17 protein-coding genes are annotated in these 19,531 nt (G+C 56.5%); 13 read left to right on the plus strand and 4 right to left on the minus strand.

The window, feature by feature from the left end:
* Positions 1-9 precede the first annotated feature (9 nt).
* The 6 genes from BR04_RS08085 to BR04_RS08110 all read left to right on the plus strand — a co-directional run bounded on the left by BR04_RS08085 (position 10) and on the right by BR04_RS08110 (position 5,277).
* Positions 10-1,113: a PASTA domain-containing protein gene (locus BR04_RS08085; RefSeq protein WP_496355491.1), complete on the plus strand. Its 1,104-nt coding sequence runs from the start codon at positions 10-12 to the stop codon at positions 1,111-1,113.
* The gene (rpe, locus tag BR04_RS08090; RefSeq protein ID WP_496355492.1) at positions 1,110-1,805 is read left to right on the plus strand and encodes a ribulose-phosphate 3-epimerase; all 696 of its coding nucleotides are present in this window, start codon (positions 1,110-1,112) and stop codon (positions 1,803-1,805) included. Before BR04_RS08085 ends, rpe begins: the two co-directional genes overlap by 4 nt.
* The gene (gene aroQ / locus BR04_RS08095) at positions 1,802-2,257 is read left to right on the plus strand and encodes a type II 3-dehydroquinate dehydratase (RefSeq protein WP_496355493.1); all 456 of its coding nucleotides are present in this window, start codon (positions 1,802-1,804) and stop codon (positions 2,255-2,257) included. The genes rpe and aroQ overlap by 4 nt, the downstream gene beginning before the upstream one ends.
* Positions 2,257-2,901, plus strand: a complete 645-nt coding sequence (locus tag BR04_RS08100; RefSeq protein WP_496355494.1) for a TetR/AcrR family transcriptional regulator — start codon at positions 2,257-2,259, stop codon at positions 2,899-2,901. The genes aroQ and BR04_RS08100 overlap by 1 nt, the downstream gene beginning before the upstream one ends.
* On the plus strand, positions 2,898-3,614 hold the full coding sequence (gene mqnB / locus BR04_RS08105) for a futalosine hydrolase (protein WP_496355495.1): 717 nt from the start codon (positions 2,898-2,900) through the stop codon (positions 3,612-3,614). Before BR04_RS08100 ends, mqnB begins: the two co-directional genes overlap by 4 nt.
* Before the next feature lie 307 nt (positions 3,615-3,921).
* Positions 3,922-5,277, plus strand: a complete 1,356-nt coding sequence (locus BR04_RS08110) for a hypothetical protein (RefSeq protein WP_496355496.1) — start codon at positions 3,922-3,924, stop codon at positions 5,275-5,277.
* A gap of 210 nt (positions 5,278-5,487) precedes the next feature.
* Here BR04_RS08110 and BR04_RS08115 read toward each other — a convergent pair whose 3' ends face one another.
* The 4 genes from BR04_RS08115 to BR04_RS08130 form a co-directional block, all read right to left on the minus strand.
* A complete protein-coding gene (locus tag BR04_RS08115; RefSeq protein ID WP_496355497.1) occupies positions 5,488-6,654 on the minus strand; it encodes an ABC transporter substrate binding protein in 1,167 nt (388 codons plus the stop codon).
* 80 nt (positions 6,655-6,734) lie between these two features.
* On the minus strand, positions 6,735-7,502 hold the full coding sequence (locus BR04_RS08120) for a hypothetical protein (protein WP_496355498.1): 768 nt from the start codon (positions 7,500-7,502) through the stop codon (positions 6,735-6,737).
* Positions 7,499-9,850, minus strand: a complete 2,352-nt coding sequence (locus BR04_RS08125; protein ID WP_496355499.1) for an MFS transporter — start codon at positions 9,848-9,850, stop codon at positions 7,499-7,501. Before BR04_RS08125 ends, BR04_RS08120 begins: the two co-directional genes overlap by 4 nt.
* Positions 9,831-10,859: a diaminopimelate epimerase gene (locus BR04_RS08130; protein ID WP_496355500.1), complete on the minus strand. Its 1,029-nt coding sequence runs from the start codon at positions 10,857-10,859 to the stop codon at positions 9,831-9,833. The genes BR04_RS08125 and BR04_RS08130 overlap by 20 nt, the downstream gene beginning before the upstream one ends.
* Positions 10,860-11,166: 307 nt before the next feature.
* On the opposite strand from BR04_RS08130, the gene BR04_RS08135 reads away from it, so the two are divergent.
* From BR04_RS08135 to mnmA, 7 genes are all read left to right on the plus strand, one after another.
* Positions 11,167-12,756: a TolC family protein gene (locus BR04_RS08135; protein WP_496355501.1), complete on the plus strand. Its 1,590-nt coding sequence runs from the start codon at positions 11,167-11,169 to the stop codon at positions 12,754-12,756.
* A gap of 14 nt (positions 12,757-12,770) precedes the next feature.
* Positions 12,771-14,534 (plus strand): PAS domain S-box protein, encoded by a 1,764-nt coding sequence (locus BR04_RS08140; RefSeq protein ID WP_496355502.1) that lies wholly within the window; start codon positions 12,771-12,773, stop codon positions 14,532-14,534.
* The gene (locus tag BR04_RS08145; RefSeq protein WP_496355503.1) at positions 14,531-15,217 is read left to right on the plus strand and encodes an ABC transporter ATP-binding protein; all 687 of its coding nucleotides are present in this window, start codon (positions 14,531-14,533) and stop codon (positions 15,215-15,217) included. Before BR04_RS08140 ends, BR04_RS08145 begins: the two co-directional genes overlap by 4 nt.
* Positions 15,214-16,398 carry an ABC transporter permease gene (locus BR04_RS08150; RefSeq protein ID WP_496355504.1) on the plus strand — a complete coding sequence of 395 codons (1,185 nt, stop codon included), beginning with the start codon at positions 15,214-15,216 and terminating at the stop codon, positions 16,396-16,398. The genes BR04_RS08145 and BR04_RS08150 overlap by 4 nt, the downstream gene beginning before the upstream one ends.
* Positions 16,399-16,493: 95 nt before the next feature.
* Positions 16,494-17,813, plus strand: a complete 1,320-nt coding sequence (locus BR04_RS08155) for a sigma-54 interaction domain-containing protein (protein ID WP_496355505.1) — start codon at positions 16,494-16,496, stop codon at positions 17,811-17,813.
* Between the two features lie 226 nt (positions 17,814-18,039).
* Entirely contained in the window at positions 18,040-18,471 is a 432-nt protein-coding gene (locus BR04_RS08160; protein ID WP_496355506.1) for an NIL domain-containing protein, read from the plus strand.
* A complete protein-coding gene (gene mnmA / locus BR04_RS08165) occupies positions 18,468-19,502 on the plus strand; it encodes a tRNA 2-thiouridine(34) synthase MnmA (protein WP_496355507.1) in 1,035 nt (344 codons plus the stop codon). The genes BR04_RS08160 and mnmA overlap by 4 nt, the downstream gene beginning before the upstream one ends.
* Positions 19,503-19,531: the final 29 nt, after the last annotated feature.

A 19,531-nucleotide genomic window follows, 5' to 3' on the forward strand; every position in this document is an offset into this window, starting at 1 on the left:
GTTTTCCCCGTGAGTCCATCCCGCATCCTCAAGAGGGTACTGACCTGGATACTGGGGCTGGTTCTTTTCTGTGTCCTGACGGCCCTTGCCGCCTATTACAGTTTTACCTTTGTCATGGGCAGAAGCCAGGAAATGGCCGTTCCGGATCTGCGGGGCAGGGACATTGTAGACGTCCTGGAACACATGGAAGTCAGAAATCTGGGGGTACGGGTGGTGGGTTTCGACTATTCCGGCACCCTGCCCCAGAACCGGGTACTGCGTCAGGATCCCCCTCCGGAACATATTCTGAAAGCAGGCCGGGAGGTTCGGCTTGTACTTTCCCGTGGCCCCAGAAAAGTACAGATTCCCAACCTTTCCGGACTCCGCAGGGAAGAGGCCGTCAGCCGTCTGGAAGCTTCAGGATTTCAGGCAGGGCAGGTCAGTCAGATGTACCATGACAGCCTGCCCCCAGGCCATGTCATGGCATCGGCTCCCCCTGCGGGGGCCTGGCTTCCCGATGGGAAGACCGTGCATCTGCTGACCAGCATGGGCAGACGACCGCTCATTCTCCGCATGCCTGATCTGAAAGCCATGGATGGCGATGCCATGCTGACCCTCCTGAACAGCCTGGATCTGCGCCTCACCGATATCCGTACCGCATGGAATCCCGATATCCCGCCCCACCGCATTCTGGATCAGGAACCCGCAGCAGGCTCTCCCATAACCGTCCACTCCGGAGTGAGGGTGGTGCTCAACGAGGCTCCGGGACAACGCACCGTCAAACCGGATCCTGTCCAGGGGATGCATCTTGTACGCTACCGCCTTCCCCACACCCTGATCCGCTCCCACATCCGGGGCAGCCTCACGGCCTGGGGGATGCGCTTTGATTTTGTCAATGATGTGTATGAGGGCAACCATGAAATCACCCTGCTCATACCGGGAACCACCCAGGCCCATATCCTGATTGAAGAAAATGACGTTCCCGTTTTTGAAGCCAGGCTACAGCCCTTCCAGCCCAAACCGGATATTCTTTATGGGGGAGGCCGATACGGCTTCAGCCCCATGAACCTTACCCTTCCCGATTCCCCGGACACGGGGAAGCCCCAGACTTCTCCAGAAAAGGAGACACCATGAAGCCCCTCATTGCCCCTTCCATCCTGTCTGCTGACTTCACCCGCCTGGGTGAGGAAATCCGTGCCGTTGAAAGTGCCGGTGCGGACTGGATACACATCGATGTCATGGATGGCCGTTTTGTCCCCAACATCAGCTATGGGCCCATCATTGTGGAAGCCGCCAGAAAAAGCACCCCGCTTCCCCTGGACGTGCACCTCATGATTGTGGAACCCGACGCCCTGATTCCCGCCTTTGTCAAAGCCGGAGCCGATCTCATTTCCGTCCATGCGGAAACCTGTCCCCACCTGCACCGCAGCCTGCAACTTATCCGTTCCCTGGGTGCCAGACCGGGTGTGGCCCTGAATCCGGCCACGTCCCCGGAACTGCTGGAATTTGTCATGGACGACATTGACTTTGTCCTCGTCATGACCGTGAATCCCGGCTTTGGCGGTCAGAAATTCATTCCTCAGTGTCTGGATAAGATTGCGCGTATCCGTAAAGCCATTGCGGCAAGCGGCAGACCCATCCATCTCCAGGTGGATGGCGGTGTCAACCCCGAAACCTCCCGGGCCGTCACCGAGGCGGGTGCCGATGTGCTGGTGGCGGGTTCCGCTATTTTCGGAACCCAGGACTACAGGCAAAGCATCGCACAGCTCCGGCACCTTCCCGCACAGGAAGGCATTCAAAAAAAAACTCCGGAAATACGGCCATGAAAAAAAACATCCTTGTCCTGCACGGGCCAAACCTCAACATGCTGGGCAGACGGGAGCCGGAAATCTACGGCAGACTGACCCTGCACGATATTGACAGCGCCCTGGAAACCCGTGCCCGGAGCGAGGGGTTTTCCCTGTGTTCCTTCCAGTCCAATCATGAAGGCACCCTTGTGGATCGCATCCAGGAGGCCTTTGGCCATGTGGATGGGGTCATCATCAACCCTGCCGCCTTTACCCACACCAGCGTGGCCATCCGGGATGCCCTCCTGCTTCTGGACGTCCCCATCATTGAAGTGCACATTTCCAATATCCACAAGCGGGAAGACTTCAGAAAGCACTCCTATGTGTCCGATATTGCCCAGGGCCAGATCGTTGGACTGGGAGCACGGGGCTATCTTCTGGCCCTCGAGGCCCTGATGGCCCAGATTTCAGGTAAAGAAGGCCTCCTGTGATGCCCGCAAGAACCACCTTTGAACGGCTTCCTGAGGAAAAAAAGGAGAGGGTGCTCCAGGCTGCACTCATGGAATTTGCGGAAAGGGGCTACGCCAGCGCCAGCATCAACCGCATGGTGGAAAGGGCAGGAATTGCCAAGGGTTCCGTCTTTCAGTATTTCGGAGACAAGGAGGGTCTTTTTGCCGCAGTCTTTCTCCACAGCCTGGAACAGGTCAAGGAGACCCTGCGCACGGTACGCGATACCTCCTCCCATGCGGATATTTTTTCACGGCTCTCAGAAATCCTGTATGCTGGCCTTGCCTTTACCCGAAGACACCCCCTGACGTACCGGCTGTACACCCATCTGCTCATGGCACCGGATATTCCCCTGCGGGATCTCTTTCTGACCCGCCTGCGGCGTGAGGGGAAAAATTTTCTGGAAGAGCTGCTGGAAGCCGCCGTACTGCGGGGAGAAATCCGTCCGGATCTGCCCAGAGCCGAAGCCCTCTTCCTTCTGGAGGCCCTCATGGATCGCTTTTTGCTGGCCTCGGTTCTTCCCTACCTCGGAGAAGGCCATCTCCATCCGGAAAAACCCGAAACCCATATCCAGGCCTTTCTGGATCTCCTCAGAAGAGGCATGGCTCCCGGAAAGCCTTCTCCATGAAACCCGTTCTCGTACTCACCGCCGTTCCGGAAGAAGCGGCTCCGCTGGAAGCGATGCTGCAAGGCAAAACACGCCTTTCCGTCTCCGGAATCCCCCTCATCCGGGGCCTGATGGGCAAAAGGGAAATTCATATGCTCATTTCCGGCCCCGGCGTCCTGAACACAGCGGCAAGGCTGGCTGCGGTTCTCTCCGGTTTCAGGCCCGAATGGATTCTCCAGGTGGGCTGCGGCGGTATGTATCCCCAAAGCGGTCTCGTCATGGGGGGTATCGCCCTGGCCAGTCAGGAACGGGATCTCCATATCGGTCTGGAATCCCAGACCCTGCTCCCCCGTCCCCTGCCCTTTCCCCTTCTTGAACATCCGGAAACAGTACCCGGTCTGTACCCGGCAGATCCCCACCTCACCCGTATCGCTCTGTCACTATTTCAGGAAAAATTTTCCCGCCGCGTTCTCTGTGGGCCCTTTGTCACGGTGAGCACCATCACCGCAACGGAAACAACAGCCCGCGTCATTGAAGAGGAAACCGGTGGTCTTCTCGAAAACATGGAAGGGGCCGCCGCCTTTCACACCGCAGCACTTTACGATGTCCCCATCCTCGAAATCCGCAGTGTCAGCAATCCCGTGGGAAGCCGCAACCGGAAAGACTGGGATCTTGAGACCGCCTTTATCCGTGCCGCAGAAGGGGCAAAGATCCTGCTGGAGGAAATACGCTGACCTTCAGGTGAATATCCGTAAAAAGATTTTTCCTGTCCCCCACGCACCCGTAACAGGGGTCTGTCCCAAAGTCAGCGACACGGGAAATACCCGATTCTTACCATGTTCTGCTGAAAAACAGCAGGAAACCCCGGCATTCCTTCTGATCATCTGACTTGCCAACGCTTGCCTGATCCGATATAGCTACTCCATACTTTCATTGAAAATAATGAACTGTCCTGGGTTTCTCTCCCTGTACGACACTTTTTCAACCGTATATCGAAATGCTTACAGAACTGATCACTGCAACCTTAAGGAGGTATCTCCCATGATCCATCGTTTCCTGCTGTGCGGGCTGGCAATTCTTTTTGCCGCAGCCAGCCTTAGCGGATGTGCCAGCGGCGGCGGCGTTCCTCAGATGAAAAAATTGCATCAGCAGGCGGCCACTATGGCCAGGGAAGGTGAGCTGACCCCTGCCGATGCCCTGAAGCAGGCATCGGACAGCATTGAGGCAGGCCGCAGGGAAAAACTTTCCGATTTTGCCCCGAGCCACATGGAAGAAGCGGAAAAAGCCCTGGAAGAAGCCAAAAAACTCCATGCCTCGGGCGCCAAGGCAGAAAAAACCATCACCAAAGCCCTTCTCAGCGTACAGATGATCGAAGCGGGACGTCAGGCCAAAGAGGATGTGCACCGTACGCTGGGAGATCTTGTGGCGCAGAAAGAAATTCTGGACAGCCTGGAAACCAGCCTTTATTTTTCGCAGGAGCTGGATCCCCTGATGCGCAGGTATACAGAACTGATCCGCATGGTGGAACAGAAAAAGGGAGAGGATGCCTTCTCCAGAAAGGGTGCCCTGCTACTGGACATGCATCACCTGGAAATCCGAACGGTGACCTTCAAAGCCCTGAATTCTGCGGAAACCATTCTCAAGACCCTGCAGGAGAGACGCTTGCAGAACCATGCCCCCATCACCCATCGTTTTGCCCTGGCAGAAATTGAAAAAACCAAGAGAATCATTGAAACAGATCCGCGTGCCACAGAACGCATCGCCGAGGCCAGCCTCCAGTCTGAACAGGCGGCCAATCACACGCTCCATGTGGCCCAGGCAGCCTATGCCCTTGACAATCTCGGCAACAAAACCCGTGAAGAGGTAATCCTTGAATTTGAAAACTGGATCCATCGTATCGGTACGGCTCTGAAGGCTCCCGATGTCCGCTACATGGCTCTTTCTGACCAGGCGGCCCAGATCAGCAGCTTTGCCGCAGAAAAAACCCAGAGCTGCGAAACCAGAATCCAGAGACTGGAAGAGCTGTCGTCCGGCTCAAGTGCTGCCGAAAAAGACGCCGTAAAAACCATTGCAGATCTTGAGACGCAGATCCAGCAGCTTAAAGCCCGCGTTACCGAACAGGAAGCACTGAAAGAAGAGCTGACCACAACCAGGGCACAACTGGCGGCCACACGCGAATCCCTGGAAAGGCAGAATGTCACCTGCCAGGAGCTGCTGCATCGCCAGTCCCAGATTCTCCCGGCCCCCACCATGGCTCCGGTACCTGTCCCTCAGGCTCCGGTACTTCCACCCCCTGTTCCCCAGGCTCCGGCACCCTCACCTCCTGCTCCCAATACGGAAGCCTCTGCATCCCCCGACACAGCCTCCGGTGAGAAGCCCGCTGTTCAGGAACCCTGACCCAGCCTTTCCATGGCACGGGATTTTAAAAAGCTGTCACAGCCACAAAAAAAGTCTGCCATTCCCCGTACGGGGAGCGGCAGACTTTTTTTCATCCGGAAAACTCGGCTTGCTACCCTGCAGATCGTAACAAAGGAGACAGCCTCAGGCTGAATCTTTCCCCCTCGTTCCCGGAACTGAACCCATCGGGCAAGCTCTTTCCCGTTTTTTTCAGGGTTTTTCAGGAATACTCTGAAAAATTTCATCAGCTGCCACCAGAATATCCACGGGAGCATCATAGCCGATCTCCATGGCAGTCATCAGGTTGATGGCAATTTTGGGGGGATCTTCAAAGAGCATGGGCAAGGTTCCAGGGATTTCTCCTGACAGAATCCGTAAAAGCGTCACTGCGGTAAAATCCCCCACATAGGAAAATCCAACCTGGGCAATGCTCATCAAAAGCCCCATGCGAACCTCATCACTTCCGGACTGGGAGAAGGTGGGGATCTGATCCTCCAGGGCTCCCGCTACCAGGAGGGGCAGGGTTGTTTTATTGAGGGATTTCTGTGCGGTTACATAAAGAGCCCCCGCCTCCCGGCGCAAACGGGCATAGCAGCCCAGCAGCAGGGCCTCTTCTTCGCTCTGTTCCCTCCCATCGGGAATAGCACAGCTGATCACCTCAAATCCGCGTTCCTTTCCCACAGCAAAAACCGTATCCAGTGCGGCATAGCTCCGTCCCGCAAGGGTATCTTTAAACACAATGCCAAGCCGGCTGAAACCCACCGTATCATGAAAAATCCTCACCTGACGCTCATAGCGCCGGGGATCCATGCGTGCATGCAGCCAGGAAGGATCTCCGGGCCTGCCTTCCCGAAAAAGCCCGGCCCCCAGAGCATCGCTCACCGCCATGACAAGAACGGGCACCCCCGGATCTTCCCGGCTGAGATCCTGTCCGGCCCAGGTTCCCATGGCCAGTACCAGATCCGCCTTTCCCGCCCCAAGATCCTCATAAAGCCTCTGCCGAACCTGGGGACGACGCCCATTCTCCCACTCGCAGGAATAAAAATTCTCCTCAGGAAACAGCAGGCGGGATGCCCTGAGGGAAGCCGCCCAGTTCCAGAGTTCCCGACTGCTTTTAAGATCCGGATCCGGTGCTTCCGAAAGCCAGCCCCTCTGAAAGAGGGCCTGGAAAAGAGCCCTTAAAGAATCGCTGTATTCTCCATAGGGCCCCCCTTCAAGATAGGCCATACGCCAGGGCTTAAGGGCTGTGCCATTCTCCGGAGTCACAGCGTTCTGACCCGCCCCTGCCCAAGAAGCAAGGAGCAACAGCATCAGTCCCAGACAAAATCCTGACATGCGGATTTTCCAGCACCGGGTATGCATCTTTCGGGTACGCATCTTTCTCTCCTTTTTTATCCTGATACAGGATTGTTGATCCTTTTCATCCCTAAGCATTCAGCCATACTGGAAAACAGGACTCATCCCGATTGCCGCCGCAGCACCAGCAGGATCCCGTCGGACTCCCGAAGCCCCAGCCCTTCCGCCAGAGGATCCCGTTCCGGAAAAGACCAGGGATCCCGCTCAAAGACCATCCCCACCCCCCTTCGGACAAAACGTACCGTAAGATCCTGTACCACAGCCTCCACCCTCCGGGAATCCTCCTTTACATGCCCGCTGTAAATCCCGGTGAACAGTGAAAGTGCCTCCCCCAGAAGCCAGGGAGGCAGCACCCGGATCGTCCCGTCCCTTTCCCGATACGGCCAGATCTCGTAAACACCGCTCTTTTCCGCCTCCACAAGGCGTATCCAGGAATAAAGGGAAAGGGGCTGCATACAGGTGGTGAAAAGGTAGTCCGGCTCAAAGGCAAGCATCCAGCGGGCCATGGCCTGCCCCAGCCCGCGAATCTGGATTTCCGGCAGAATGGCCCGGATATGGACATAGGCCGCACATTTCTCCCCTGCTCCAAAACGGACGGCTCCCACATCCAGGCAGGCCGTACCCACCAGACGGCTTTCCCTGTCCCGGATAAAAAGTCCATGCCGTGTTCTTGGCGCAGGATCAAAAAAATAATGGCGTACCACATAGCGCCAGTCTTTTTCCGAAAGAAAAATTCTGGGAAAAAGTGCACTCAGCTCCTCTTTCAGAATCTCCTGATCCTCTCCGGGCCAGGCAAGGATCTCCTGAGTGGAAAAGCTCTCCACCCTGAAAGGAAAATGTTCAAATCCTGCAACAGCACTGTGTGTCATCCCTTTTCTCCCGAAACATGGCGGGGCGGTGCCGTAAGAATCCCAAAAAGAAGGGTCAGGATCAGATAGCTTACGCCCACAATGAAAATGGCCTCCTTCACCTCACCGGCCACAAGAAGGATACTGAAAATCAGCGGGCCTGCCATCTGTCCAAGACGGGCGATAAAAAAAATGGTTCCCATGGCCCGCCCTTCTCCCACCCGCTGACTCACGGGAAGGTTGATGGCGTAGGCATTGCGGGCCGCATTGAAACAGGCGGCAAAACCCAGAAGCAGAATCCCTGTCCCCACAGCGACCATGCCCTCCCACAGATAAAAAATGCCAAAGGCAGCACTGCCGAGAAGACCGGAAAGGGCAATGGGAAGCCGGGGCAGACGGCTGCCCAGACGCCGGGTGATCCAGGGGGCAAGCCAGATCATGCACACCCCATAGAGCATGAAAAAACGACCAATGGTGGACTGACTGGCCCCCATGGCATGGAGATAGACAGGGCTGAAATAGTTCATGAAGCCCACAAGGGCAACGGCTGCGGGCAGACTGCTGCAAAAAATGACGGCAAGAATCTGTCTGTCCGTGAAAAAGGCCAGCATGCTTTCACCGGAACGCTTTTCCTCTCTGGGGGATGAGGTTCCGAAATAGGCTTTCAGGTAAAAGAAAGAGACCGCAAAACTGGCAAGCAGAGCCAGACCTCCGAGAAAGAAAACCGGGGGGTACCCTGTCCTGTCCGCCAGCAGGGCTCCGGCTGCACTGCCGCAGATGCTGCCCGCAATACAGCCCGCATAGAACCTGGACAGACCAATCCCCCTTTTTTCCCGTGAGCTGACCGCGACGACAAAATTCTGGCCAGCCATGTAGGAGAGGCCATATCCGTAGCCCACAACCCCCATCCCCAGAAGGTACAGGAGGGGATGCCAGGCCAGAGCCGCGATAAAAAAACCACAGGCAGAAAGTGCAAGACCGGAAAGAAAGGGCCACTGCCAGCCGCCCCGGTCACTCCACAGGCCTGCTCCGAGAAAGGCCAGGGCCGTGCACATCATCTGGATGGTGATGGGAAGCCCCAGCACCATCTCCCGAGGCAGTCCCGCAATGGGCTGGTAAATGGATGCCATGTGCAGGGGCAAAAAGGAAATGGCGATGTCCGTTCCGAAAAAAAAGAAAAAAGCCATGACCCGCATCCGTGAAACGGCCAGATCGGAAGTGTCTGCAAGGGGAACCGATGCGCGTCTGCGCTGGCTGCGCCCCAGAAAAACCAAAAGCTCAGATCCGAGAAACAGGGAAATCAGGGCTACGGTTCCCGCGTCCCAGTACAGGGCCTGGGCCTGTTTACGGATGTGGGACTGGGAAAGCCGGGAACGGATATAGCCCTGAACCGTCTCTCCTGCATAAAGGGGGAGGCTGAACACATCCGCATCCTTTTCATCCCAGGGGATGGGCGGATTTTCCGGAGAAAAGACTCCGGCGGAGCTGTGAAGGGTGCGGAAGGACGCATCCGTGATACGGATTTCCGCCACTTCGGGAAGCCGGGAAAGGCTGCGGGCAAGCAGCACATCCACCTTATAGAGACGCTCCAGGGACAGTCCCAGACGTAAAAGGTGGGCCACATCCCTTTGCAGCAGTCCGTTCAGCACCAGAACCCTTTCTCCGTAAAGAAAGGTCAGATCCTCCCCATAAGCCCGAACCCGTTCCGCAATGAAACCGGCCTGGGAAAGGCAGATCACCACAAGAAGCAGACGGTGAAGCGGAACACGCCGGCGGTAGAAACCAAGGGCCATGAGTACCATCCCCCCCGCCAGAAAGAGACCACCGGAGACAAGGCTCTCCAGCAGCATCCGTTTCCAGGCTTCCCGCACCGGCCCATGATCGATGGTGAAAAGGACGGTACCCACACGCAGCCCATCAATGTCCTCAATGGCCCGGAAAACCAGATGCACGTTCCCATGACGCAGGCTTTTCTGCTCCTCCCCCTGAATAAAGGCCAGAACCTCTTTATCCGGAATCTGCGTCTGAAACTTCGGATCACTGCTGTAGCGGACGGCTCCCTGCGTCAGCAGAATATCCATGCGGTTCTTCCCCCCTTCCGGCATCCCCTGCATGGCTTCTGCGAGCAGATCTTCCATACCGTAAAAACTGGAAAGGGATTTTCCAAAACGAAGGGACTGTTCAATACGGCGCTCCAGCTCCCCAGCCTGCACCGCATAGCGGCCAAGAAGGGATTCCGTATACCGTTTTTCCAGAGTCAGAAGGATCAGGGCTGTTGTGAAGCTGAGACTGATCAGCAGAATCAGCGTGCAGGCAGCAAAGAGATGTCCTTCTCCGGAAAAAAACCGTCTAGACCATTGCCTGGGCAAACGTCCCCCCTTCTTCTGGCTGAAAGCCTGTCCAGACACCTTCCCAGAGAATCTCCGGATCTCCGTAAAGATACCATTCCCGTTTTCCGGGAATGACCGTATAGCCCACACTTCCCATATAGCGGCTTGCCATTTCCGGCACCACACGGATCGCGTCTCCCTTACCCATCACGGCAGCACAGGCCAGGGCTCCGGTACCGCAGGCCAGGGTTTCCCGCAGAATCCCCCGCTCAAAGGAACGGACATACACCACCTCCCCGGTTTCAGAGGCCCTCCCCACCATGAGGTTGGTACCCTGGGGAAAAAGCTCCGGATACTGGGAAAGCACCTGGCCTCCCATGCGGTTCAGCAGAAAATTTCCGGTATCCTTCCGCATTTCCATCCTGACGTTCAGCTCCGGAAAGAGGCTCCTGGCCCAGTCCTTTGGCTGAATATCCCCTGCGCGCACCACCAGATGGGGTTCTCCTGTGAAAATCGGATAAGCTGTAAACCGGCATTCCGGCTCATCCCCTTCCATCAGAAAATTTTTCCTTCTGGATTCCAGATGAAAGGAAAGGGGCCCGAGAGGATTGGTAAACTCCGGATAGCGATCCGGACAGAAAAGAAAATCCGGGATCCTTTCGGGTATGGGAACACGAATCCAGCGTCTGCCCCCGGTTTCACCGGAAACAACGCCAACGGGTTTTCCCGTGGGAAGCTGGGTCTGAAAAAGTGCGGTCTTCACACCATAACGATCCGCAAGATAACGTCCGGCACAGAGCAGCCCGTTACCGCAGCTTAAGGACTCCGATCCATCAGGTTCCAGAAGCCGAAAGGAAACCCCGGCTGAATCCGACGGATGGCTTCCGCCAAGACGGATCAGCCCATTCCCCCCGATGCCCCGATACGGATCCGTCAATTTCCTGGCAAGATCTGCGGCAAGGATATCGGGCATGGGCTCCCGGCCCAGCTCATCCACAAAGATAAAATGGTTGCCGCAGACGTGCATTTTGATAAAGGGAAGGCGCATGACAGATCTCCCTGAAAAAGCGTTCAGCTCCCAGGCCGTGGGAAAAAGAACCGTTTACACTATCGATACAAATGATCAGAGGCAGTATATAAACAAAAACAGACAAAATGTCTTCCCAATTTGAGGCCCAGCCTGAGACCCCATCTGAGATCATAGGGAGGATTCCTAAAAAACCTGAATCAGAGCACTTTTTTATCTTTACGTAAAAAAAAAGCTGGGGCATGATTGGCAGCTCTTATATCCAACAGGCTGTTCTTCAAGATCACTTTTATCATGCAAACCCATCTGAAGGGTATCAGGAAAAAACATGAAACAAGTCCGATTCTGGATGGCAGGACTCCTGACCTTTTTGTTCTTCTGCCTGCCCCTCCCCCTTTGGTCCCAGGATGCTTTCCCTGCACCGGAATCCGAATTTCCCTCCACCCTGGAACTCAGCCTCACCGAAGCCATTCACCTGGCCCTGAGACGAAACCGGACGATTGAAAGTGCCTATCTTTCCAGAATTCTTGAAAAATTCCAGATGGGTCAGGAAATGACCCGCTTTTTCCCCAACCTGGACATCAGCCCCCAGGCCAGCGCGAAAACCGCAGGTACCGCCACGGACTATGCCGCAGACGGGCCGGATACCACCCGTTCCCAGACAGAAAATGCAGGCCTTTCCCTCGTCAGTTCCCTCAGTCAGAAAATCCCCACGGGTGGGGAAATCCTTTTTGCCTGGGAAAATGGCTTTGAAAGCCGTCACCACAGCACAGACGGCAGCTCCGGCGAAGCACAGACCGGACTTTCCCAGTGGTCTCTTGGATTTCGTCAGCCCCTCCTGAAAGATGGGGGACTTGACTACAACACCGCTCCCCTGCGGCGGGCGGCCATGCAGGAAGAAAACAACATCCGCTCCCTGCGGGATACCCTGATTGGTACCGTATCCGGTGTCATCCAGGATTACCGGAGCCTTCTTTCCCTCTTTCAGGATATGGAGGTGCAGGAAGCCGCCCTGCAAAAGGCAAAAGAACAGATGGAGATCACCCGTACCATGATCAAAACGGGACGTCGCGCACCCAATGAAATGCTCCAGGCCGAAGCCAACCTGACGCGTCAGGAACTGGCCTTTGAAGAAGCCAGGGCCCAGATGGATGACGCCCAGCTTTCCCTCCTGCGCCGTCTGGAAATCAGTGGTGACACCACCCTCGTTCCCACAGAAAAAATTCTCTACAAACCCATCGAACCGGTTTTCGAAGACTGTCTGGCCCTGGCCCTGGAACGGGACAGTGCCTATCTCAGTGCCATCACCGCCCTCGAAATGGCAAAAATGGGACTTTCCGATGCCGAAAACCAGCGTCTCTGGAATCTGGATCTGGAAGGGGGGTACAAGGACGGATGGCAGCACCGTGATCCGGATGCCTCCTTCCGTCAGGAAGACTGGTGGCTGGGTCTCAGCCTGAAAATCCCCCTGCCCCTCTATGGCGACGGCAGGTACAGCCGGGAAACCCCCCTCCTTTCCGCCCGCATCCAGCTCCGAAGGGCCCAAATGCAGCTGCTCACGGCAAAGGAAACGCTGGAAAACACCATCCGGAATGCGGTGCGCCAGGTGGCCTCCAGCCTCAGACGGGTGGAGCTTGCCACAAAAACCCGGCAGTTTTCCGAAGAAAACTTCCTTGTCAGCGAACTACAGTTCAAGCTGGGAAGGATTTCCAACGCAGACTTCATCCGGGAACAGGACAAGCTCCGGGATGACCGACTGGCCGAAATCCGGGCCATCATGACCTACCAGAACAGCCTCACCCGTCTCGACTCCCTGCTGGCCACCACCCTGGATACCTGGAGCATCGCCTTTATTACGGAACGGGCCGACCTTGAAGCTGAATACCTCGGCGGAAAAACATGGATGCTGCACCGCTGACCCAAGGACAGACAATGACGACAAAGCCTGATATGCAAAAAGATTTTCACGAAAGTGTTCTCCACAACATGCGGGACGGGGTCATGGCCCTCAACTTCGAGGGCCGCATCACCCTTTTCAACCCCGCTGCTGCCACCATCCTCGGACTGGATGCCTCAGATGTGCGGGAGCATACCTTTGCCGAGGTTTTTCTTGCCGCAGAAGTGGAGAACGACGTCTTCAACCAGAAAATTCTGGATGCGGTCACCCGTAAAAAAGTGGGGCAGAGGGAAACGGTGGCCTTCATCCGGCCCGATGGCAAAGAGATGACCTTAAGCCTTTCCTCTTCCTGGCTGCACCGGGAAAATGAAAAGGAAGCCCAGGGAGTGGTGGTGGTTTTTTCTGACATCACGGAACTGACGGCCCTTCAGGAACAGGAAAAGGAAAATACCCGAAGACTGGCCAGGGCCTACGAAGAGGTGGAGGCCAGCAACCTTAAGCTGACGGGGCTTCTTAAAAAGGTACAGATGGTCAGGGGAGTGGCCACAGCGGCCATCATCCTCTTTTTTGTGGGGCTTGGTTTTATCCATTTTCAGGGTTTTGCCGGACTGCGTTCCCCTTCGGAAACACCCGCTCTCCCCCGCAGCACACCGAACGGGGAAGCCCCTGTTTACATCGCCACCGCCCAACCCGTCTCCTCCTCCATCTCCCTGTCAGGACGGCTGCAACCCATTGAAGAAATCATGATTTCCGCACCCTTTGACGCCAGAATTCTGGAGCGCCACTTTGTCTTCGGTCAGGTGGTCAGGGAAGGGGATCTGCTCCTGCTCCTTGATACGGCGGAAATGGAAATGAAGCTCCGGGAAGCAAGGAGCAGCCACATCAAGGCCTTGCAGAGCTATGAGGCCCTGTCCACCTGGTCAGAAAGCACGGAAATGGCCAGGGCCAGACGCAGCCTGCAACGGGCAGAAGGCAATCTCGATACCCATATCCGCCAGCTTCAGGAGGCCGAGCTCCTCTTTGAAAAGGGCATCATCCCCGCCCAGGAACTGGATCGGGCCAGGCAGCAGGTGGAAACGAGCCGCATGGATCTCACTTCCAGCAGGGAGGAAATGGCTTCCACCCTCAAAAAAGCCAGCCCTGAAAACCTCAGCATTGCAAAAATGGAGCTGGACAATGCCGAAACCCGCCTTCAGGAAGTCGAGCGGCTGATCCAGAAGGCCGAGGTACGCGCCCCCGTCTCCGGTGTGGTCATCCAGCCCGTTGGGGAGGACAGCAAGAAGGTTTCCCTGGATCAGGGAGCACGGGTGCAGGCCGGTATTGCCCTCCTGGCTCTGGGCAACCTTGAGGGGCTGCGGGTGTTGTCCCGTGTGGATGAGGTGGACATCGGAAGACTCAGGATCCGGCAGAAAGTCAGGGCAAAGGGAGACGCCTTTCCCGGCATCCTCCTTGAGGGCATCCTGGATCATATTTCCGCCCAGGCCACCACGGGAAGCGGCCGGGATGCACCGGGCTTTGATGTACAGGTGAAAATCCCGGAACTGAGTGAGGAGGCCATCCGCAGCATCCGGGTGGGCATGAGCGCGGATCTTGAAATCCTTGTGTATGACAATCCCGAAGCCCTGCTTGTTCCTCTCCACCTGGTACGCCCCGTGGGCAGTCATTCCCTGGTGCGGGTGCTGAACAGCAGTGGACAGCCCGAAGAACGGAAAGTGACAACGGGCATCACCACCCTGGGTTCCGTTGAAATTCTCTCCGGCCTCACCGCCGGAGAGCGTCTGCTGGAGTGGGCACCATGAGCCTCTTTGTGCTGGAAGACATCAAAAAATCCTTTGCCCTGGGGCCTGTGCAGGTCAAGGTGCTCCGGGGAGTCACCCTCAGGGTCAATGCGGGGGAAATGCTGGCCATCATGGGGTCTTCAGGCTGCGGTAAATCCACCCTCATGAACATTATTGGTTTTCTCGATCAGCCGGACTCAGGCCGCTACCTTCTGGAAGGTCTGGCAACGGCCAGCCTCACAGACCGGGAACTTTCCGCCATCCGCAATCAGAAAATCGGCTTTGTGTTTCAGCAGTTCAACCTTCTTGGCAAACTCACGGCCTTAGAAAACGTCTGCCTTCCCCTGGTGTACCGGGGAATCCCCGAAAAGCAGCAGAAACCCATGGCCATGGAAATGCTGGAAAAGGTGGGCATGGGAGAACGGGCCGGGCACAAGCCCATGGAACTTTCCGGCGGACAGCAGCAGCGGGTGGCCATTGCCAGAGCCCTTGTGGGAAACCCCTCCATCCTGCTGGCCGACGAACCCACCGGTGCGCTGGACACCCGTGTAGGGCAGGAAATCATGGATCTTTTTCTCGAACTCAACGCCACCCGGCAGATCACCACCCTGCTCATCACCCATGATCCCCACATCGCGGCCCAGTGCCCCAGAACCGTACGCATGAAAGACGGCCTGATTGCAGGCGGTGAGGAAAGCCCATGATTTTAAAATCCAACCTCAAGGAAGCGGCAAGATCCCTTGCCGCCGCCAGACAACGCTCCATTCTCGCCCTGCTTGGAATCGTCATCGGCATTGCCTCGGTCATTTCCCTGGTCTCCATCGGTGCCCTGGCCCAGCGGGAGGCCCTGCGCCAGTTCAGGGAAATGGGAACGGACATCCTGTCTGTCCAGAAAGACGGGGGACGGGATGGCAAAACGGCCCGGGCCTTCCAGTTACAGGACATCCTGGCTCTGCCTGCGGAGCTGGACTCCGTTGCTGTGGTGGCCCCCTATGTTTCCGCTTATGGCGAGCTGCGGAGGGAGGGCAAACGGATTCCCGTTCCCGTGCTGGGCGTCACCCAGTCTTTCATCGACCTGAACAAACTCACCGTTGCCGAAGGCCGCTTCATCTCGGATCTGGACGGACTGACCCCCCACGCCTGCCTCGGGGGCAACCTCAGCGACAAGCTGATATCCCAGGGCGTGGATACCCATCCCGGTCAGGATCTGTACTTTGACAACCGCAAGGTAACCCTGGTGGGCAGCCTCAAAACTGTGCCCATGGGTGGTATGCGGCCCTATGAAAGCAATGAGGGGATGCTGCTGCCCATCAAGACAGTGCTGCGCATGTCCAGCCAGAATGAGATCCATGTCTTCATGGCCCGTCTTGCTCCCGGGATTCCCGTATCCCAGGCTATAGCAGACATTCAGGCCTATTTTTCGGCACCACCACGGGACCTCCAGATCCGCATCACCAGCCCGGAACAGATCATTGAACAGATGGAGCGCCAGTCCCGCATGTTTACCCTCCTCCTGGGGGCCATTGGCAGCATTTCCCTCATCGTGGGCGGTGTCGGCGTCATGAATGTCATGCTGGTCTCCGTTACGGAAAGGAAACGGGAAATCGGTATCCGTCGTGCCCTTGGTGCACAGAAAACCGATATCCAGTGGCAGTTTCTCATTGAATCCATTCTGCTTTCCCTTCTGGGCGGGATCTTCGGTATCCTCATCGGTGTGGGGGCCTCCTACGGTATCGCCCGCATATCCGACTGGCAGTTTGAAATCATTGAAGGTGCCCTGTTTCTCGGTGTGGGCGTGTCCGCAGCCGTGGGGGTTTTCTTCGGATATTACCCGGCCCGGCAGGCGGCAGCCCTGAATCCCATTCAGGCCCTGCGTACGGACTGATGCCCATCCTGTTGTGATCCGGGAAACACCCGGCTGAAATTTTAATCCCTGTGCCCAAAAATCCCCAGATTTTTTAAGGCTCGTGAAAGACCGCCATGACAGAGTCCTCTCTTTTTACACCCGATGTTGAACGTCTCCTCAAACTGATGGAGCAGATCTGCCATGATCTGGCCTGGAACCGCCATGACCGGGTCGAAACCCTCTTTGACATGACCCGCAGCATGGCCTATCCCGAACCCATTGTAAGTCTTGCGGAATCCTTCGGCATGATGCTGGTCAAAATCGAAGCACGGGAATTTCAGATGGAGGAAATGCTGAAAAACCTGAAAGAGACCGGTAAAGCCTTGGAAATTTCCCGCAGGCAGCTTCTGAAGGAAAATGAAGGCCTTAAAAAGGGCCTCATGGAACGTTTTTCTCCCAAACGCATTGTGGGCCAGAGCCAGGCCATGCGCCATATTCTGGAACAGACGGAACGTATCGCAGACACCTCCGTCAATGTGCTCATCACAGGGGAAACGGGAACGGGAAAAGAACTCATCGCCAAGGCCCTGCATTACAACTCCATCCGCAAGACCGGGCCTTTTATCGCCATCAACTGCTCGGCCATTCCGGAAAGCCTTTTCGAAAGTGAACTTTTCGGCATTGAAAAGGGGATTGCCACGGGAGTCTCCATGCGAAAGGGCCTTGTGGAACAGGCTGGCGGCGGCACCCTCTTTCTCGATGAAATCGGTGATATGCCCCTGAACATTCAGGCCAAAATTCTCCGGGTACTGGAGGAACGGGAAGTCACACGGGTGGGCGGCTCTGCTGTCATTCCTGTGGATCTGCGGGTGGTGGCCGCCACGCACCGGAACCTCAAGGCCGAAGCAAAGGCCGGACGCTTCCGGGAAGACCTTTTCTTCCGCCTGAATGTCATCTCCCTCAGCCTGCCCCCCCTGCGGGAGCGAACCGGTGACATTCCCCTGCTGCTTCAGCGGTTTCTCGATCTGCACTGCCGTCAGATGAACCGGCCCCTCCTCAAGGTAAGCAAGGACACCATGGACTGCCTGCTGACCTACCCCTGGCCCGGCAATGTGCGGGAACTGGAAAACGAGGTGGAGCGGGTGGTGGCCCTCTCCTACTCGGAAACCATCCGGGTGGAAGACCTGTCTTCCCATATCCGCCAGGAAAAAACCGTTTCAGAAATTTCGGCACCTTCGGAAAATACAAAGCAAAAAACCATGTCCCCCTTATCCGGCCCGGAAAATAAAAAGTGCCCCGAGGAACCGCTCTTCAGCCTTGAAGAAAACGAAAAGGTACTGATTGAGAAGGTACTTGAAGCTGCTGGCGGTAACCGCAGTCAGGCGGCCCGGATGCTGGGAATCAGCCGGGAGGGGCTGAGAAAAAAAATGAAAAAATTTTTCGAGGGCGACTGAAAAGAAATGCCGGGGCAGGCCCTGGCACTGCCTCAGCTATCGTTCCCATGCTCCAGCGTGGGAACACTGGGGGGAGCTGCATTGACAAAATCTGCGACTGCATAGCTGAGGTAAGGTGGTAATCAAAAAATAAAAACCCCCTTTCCCCAAAGCCTTCCTTGACAAGCTCTTCCTACCCGCATAGATTTTCTGGCTTCATATGCTGACCCCCAAGGAGGAGATTCCCTTGCAATCCAAGATCCTGATTCTACGTTTTCCCGCCGAAGCCAGCCAGAAGCCTCTGGTGTGCAACCTGGCCCGCAATTTTTCCCTGACCTTCAATATTCTCCATGCCCAGATCCTTCCCCGAAAAGAGGGAATGATGGTGCTGGAACTTTCCGGCCCCAGAGAAAACTTCCGCCAGGGACTGGCCTACCTTGAGAGTGAAGGCATTGATGTCCAGAATGCCGGACAGGAAATCACCCGGGATGAGTCCCGCTGCACCCACTGCGGAGCCTGCACCGCCGTCTGTCCCACGGGTGCCCTTTACGTCCACAGACCGGATATGGCGGTCATCTTTGACCAGGAAAAATGCAGTATCTGTGAGCTTTGCATCCCCACATGCCCTACCCGGGCCATGTGCATCAAAGCCACCAAGACCGACAAGTTCTTTGAATGAGCCGCATCCTTGTAGCCGTCAGCGGCGGGATCGATTCTCTGATGGCGGCCCGTCTTCTGATGGAAGCAGGTCATGATATCCATGCCCTGCATTTTCTCACGGGATACCAGAGTTCCACAGTCCGGGAAGAGATGACCCTGCTGGGCCAGAGGCTGGGGCTTCCTGTCCATCTTCTGGATCTGTCCGATCTGTTTCACAAAAAGGTGATTCAAAATTTTGTGGGAGCCTACCGGGCCGGACGCACCCCCAATCCCTGTCTGGTCTGCAATGCCCTCATCAAGTTTGGTGCCCTGCTGGATGCGGCTGCGGATTTCGGATGCAGCCATGTGGCCACGGGCCATTATGCCCGGATTCTTCCCGTAGAGGATGGCCTTCCCGGTCTTTTCCGGGGAAAGGATGGGGGGAAGGATCAGTCCTATTTCCTTTCACGGGTTCCCAGGGAACGGCTGGATCGCATCCTCTTTCCCTTAGGCGAGTGGACCAAGGCCGCACTGCGGGAAAAGGCGGAGGCTGAAGGGCTGAAGGCCCTGTCCAGTAAGGAAAGTCAGGATATCTGTTTTCTTCCGGATGGAAGGTATGCCGATTTTCTGGAGTCTTCCGGCAGCATACGGCCCGTACCCGGTGCCATTGTCACCCTGGAGGGCAAAACCATCGGTCAGCATCAGGGGCTGCACCGCTACACCATCGGCCAGCGCCGGGGGCTGGGCTGTCCCGGCCCTGCGCCCTACCATGTTGTGGCCCTGGATATGGCGAAAAACCGCCTTGTGGTGGGGTTCCGGGAAGACCTCATGGCCGCCTCCTGTCAGGTGGAGCAGATCAACTGGCTCATCCCCCTTCCCCAGGCTCCCCTCTCCCTCACCGTTAAAATCCGCTATCGCCACCAGGATGTTCCGGCAACGCTGATCCCCGGAGGCCAGAACACGGCCCGTGTATGCTTTGCCAGTCCCCAGGCTGCCGTCACCCCCGGACAGGGAGCCGTTTTCTACCATGGGGACCGGGTACTGGGCGGCGGCATCATCCAGGGAACCTGAACCGCCGCAGACAGCAACACGGCCTTACA

The sequence above is a fragment of the Desulfobotulus sapovorans DSM 2055 genome (assembly GCF_059569355.1).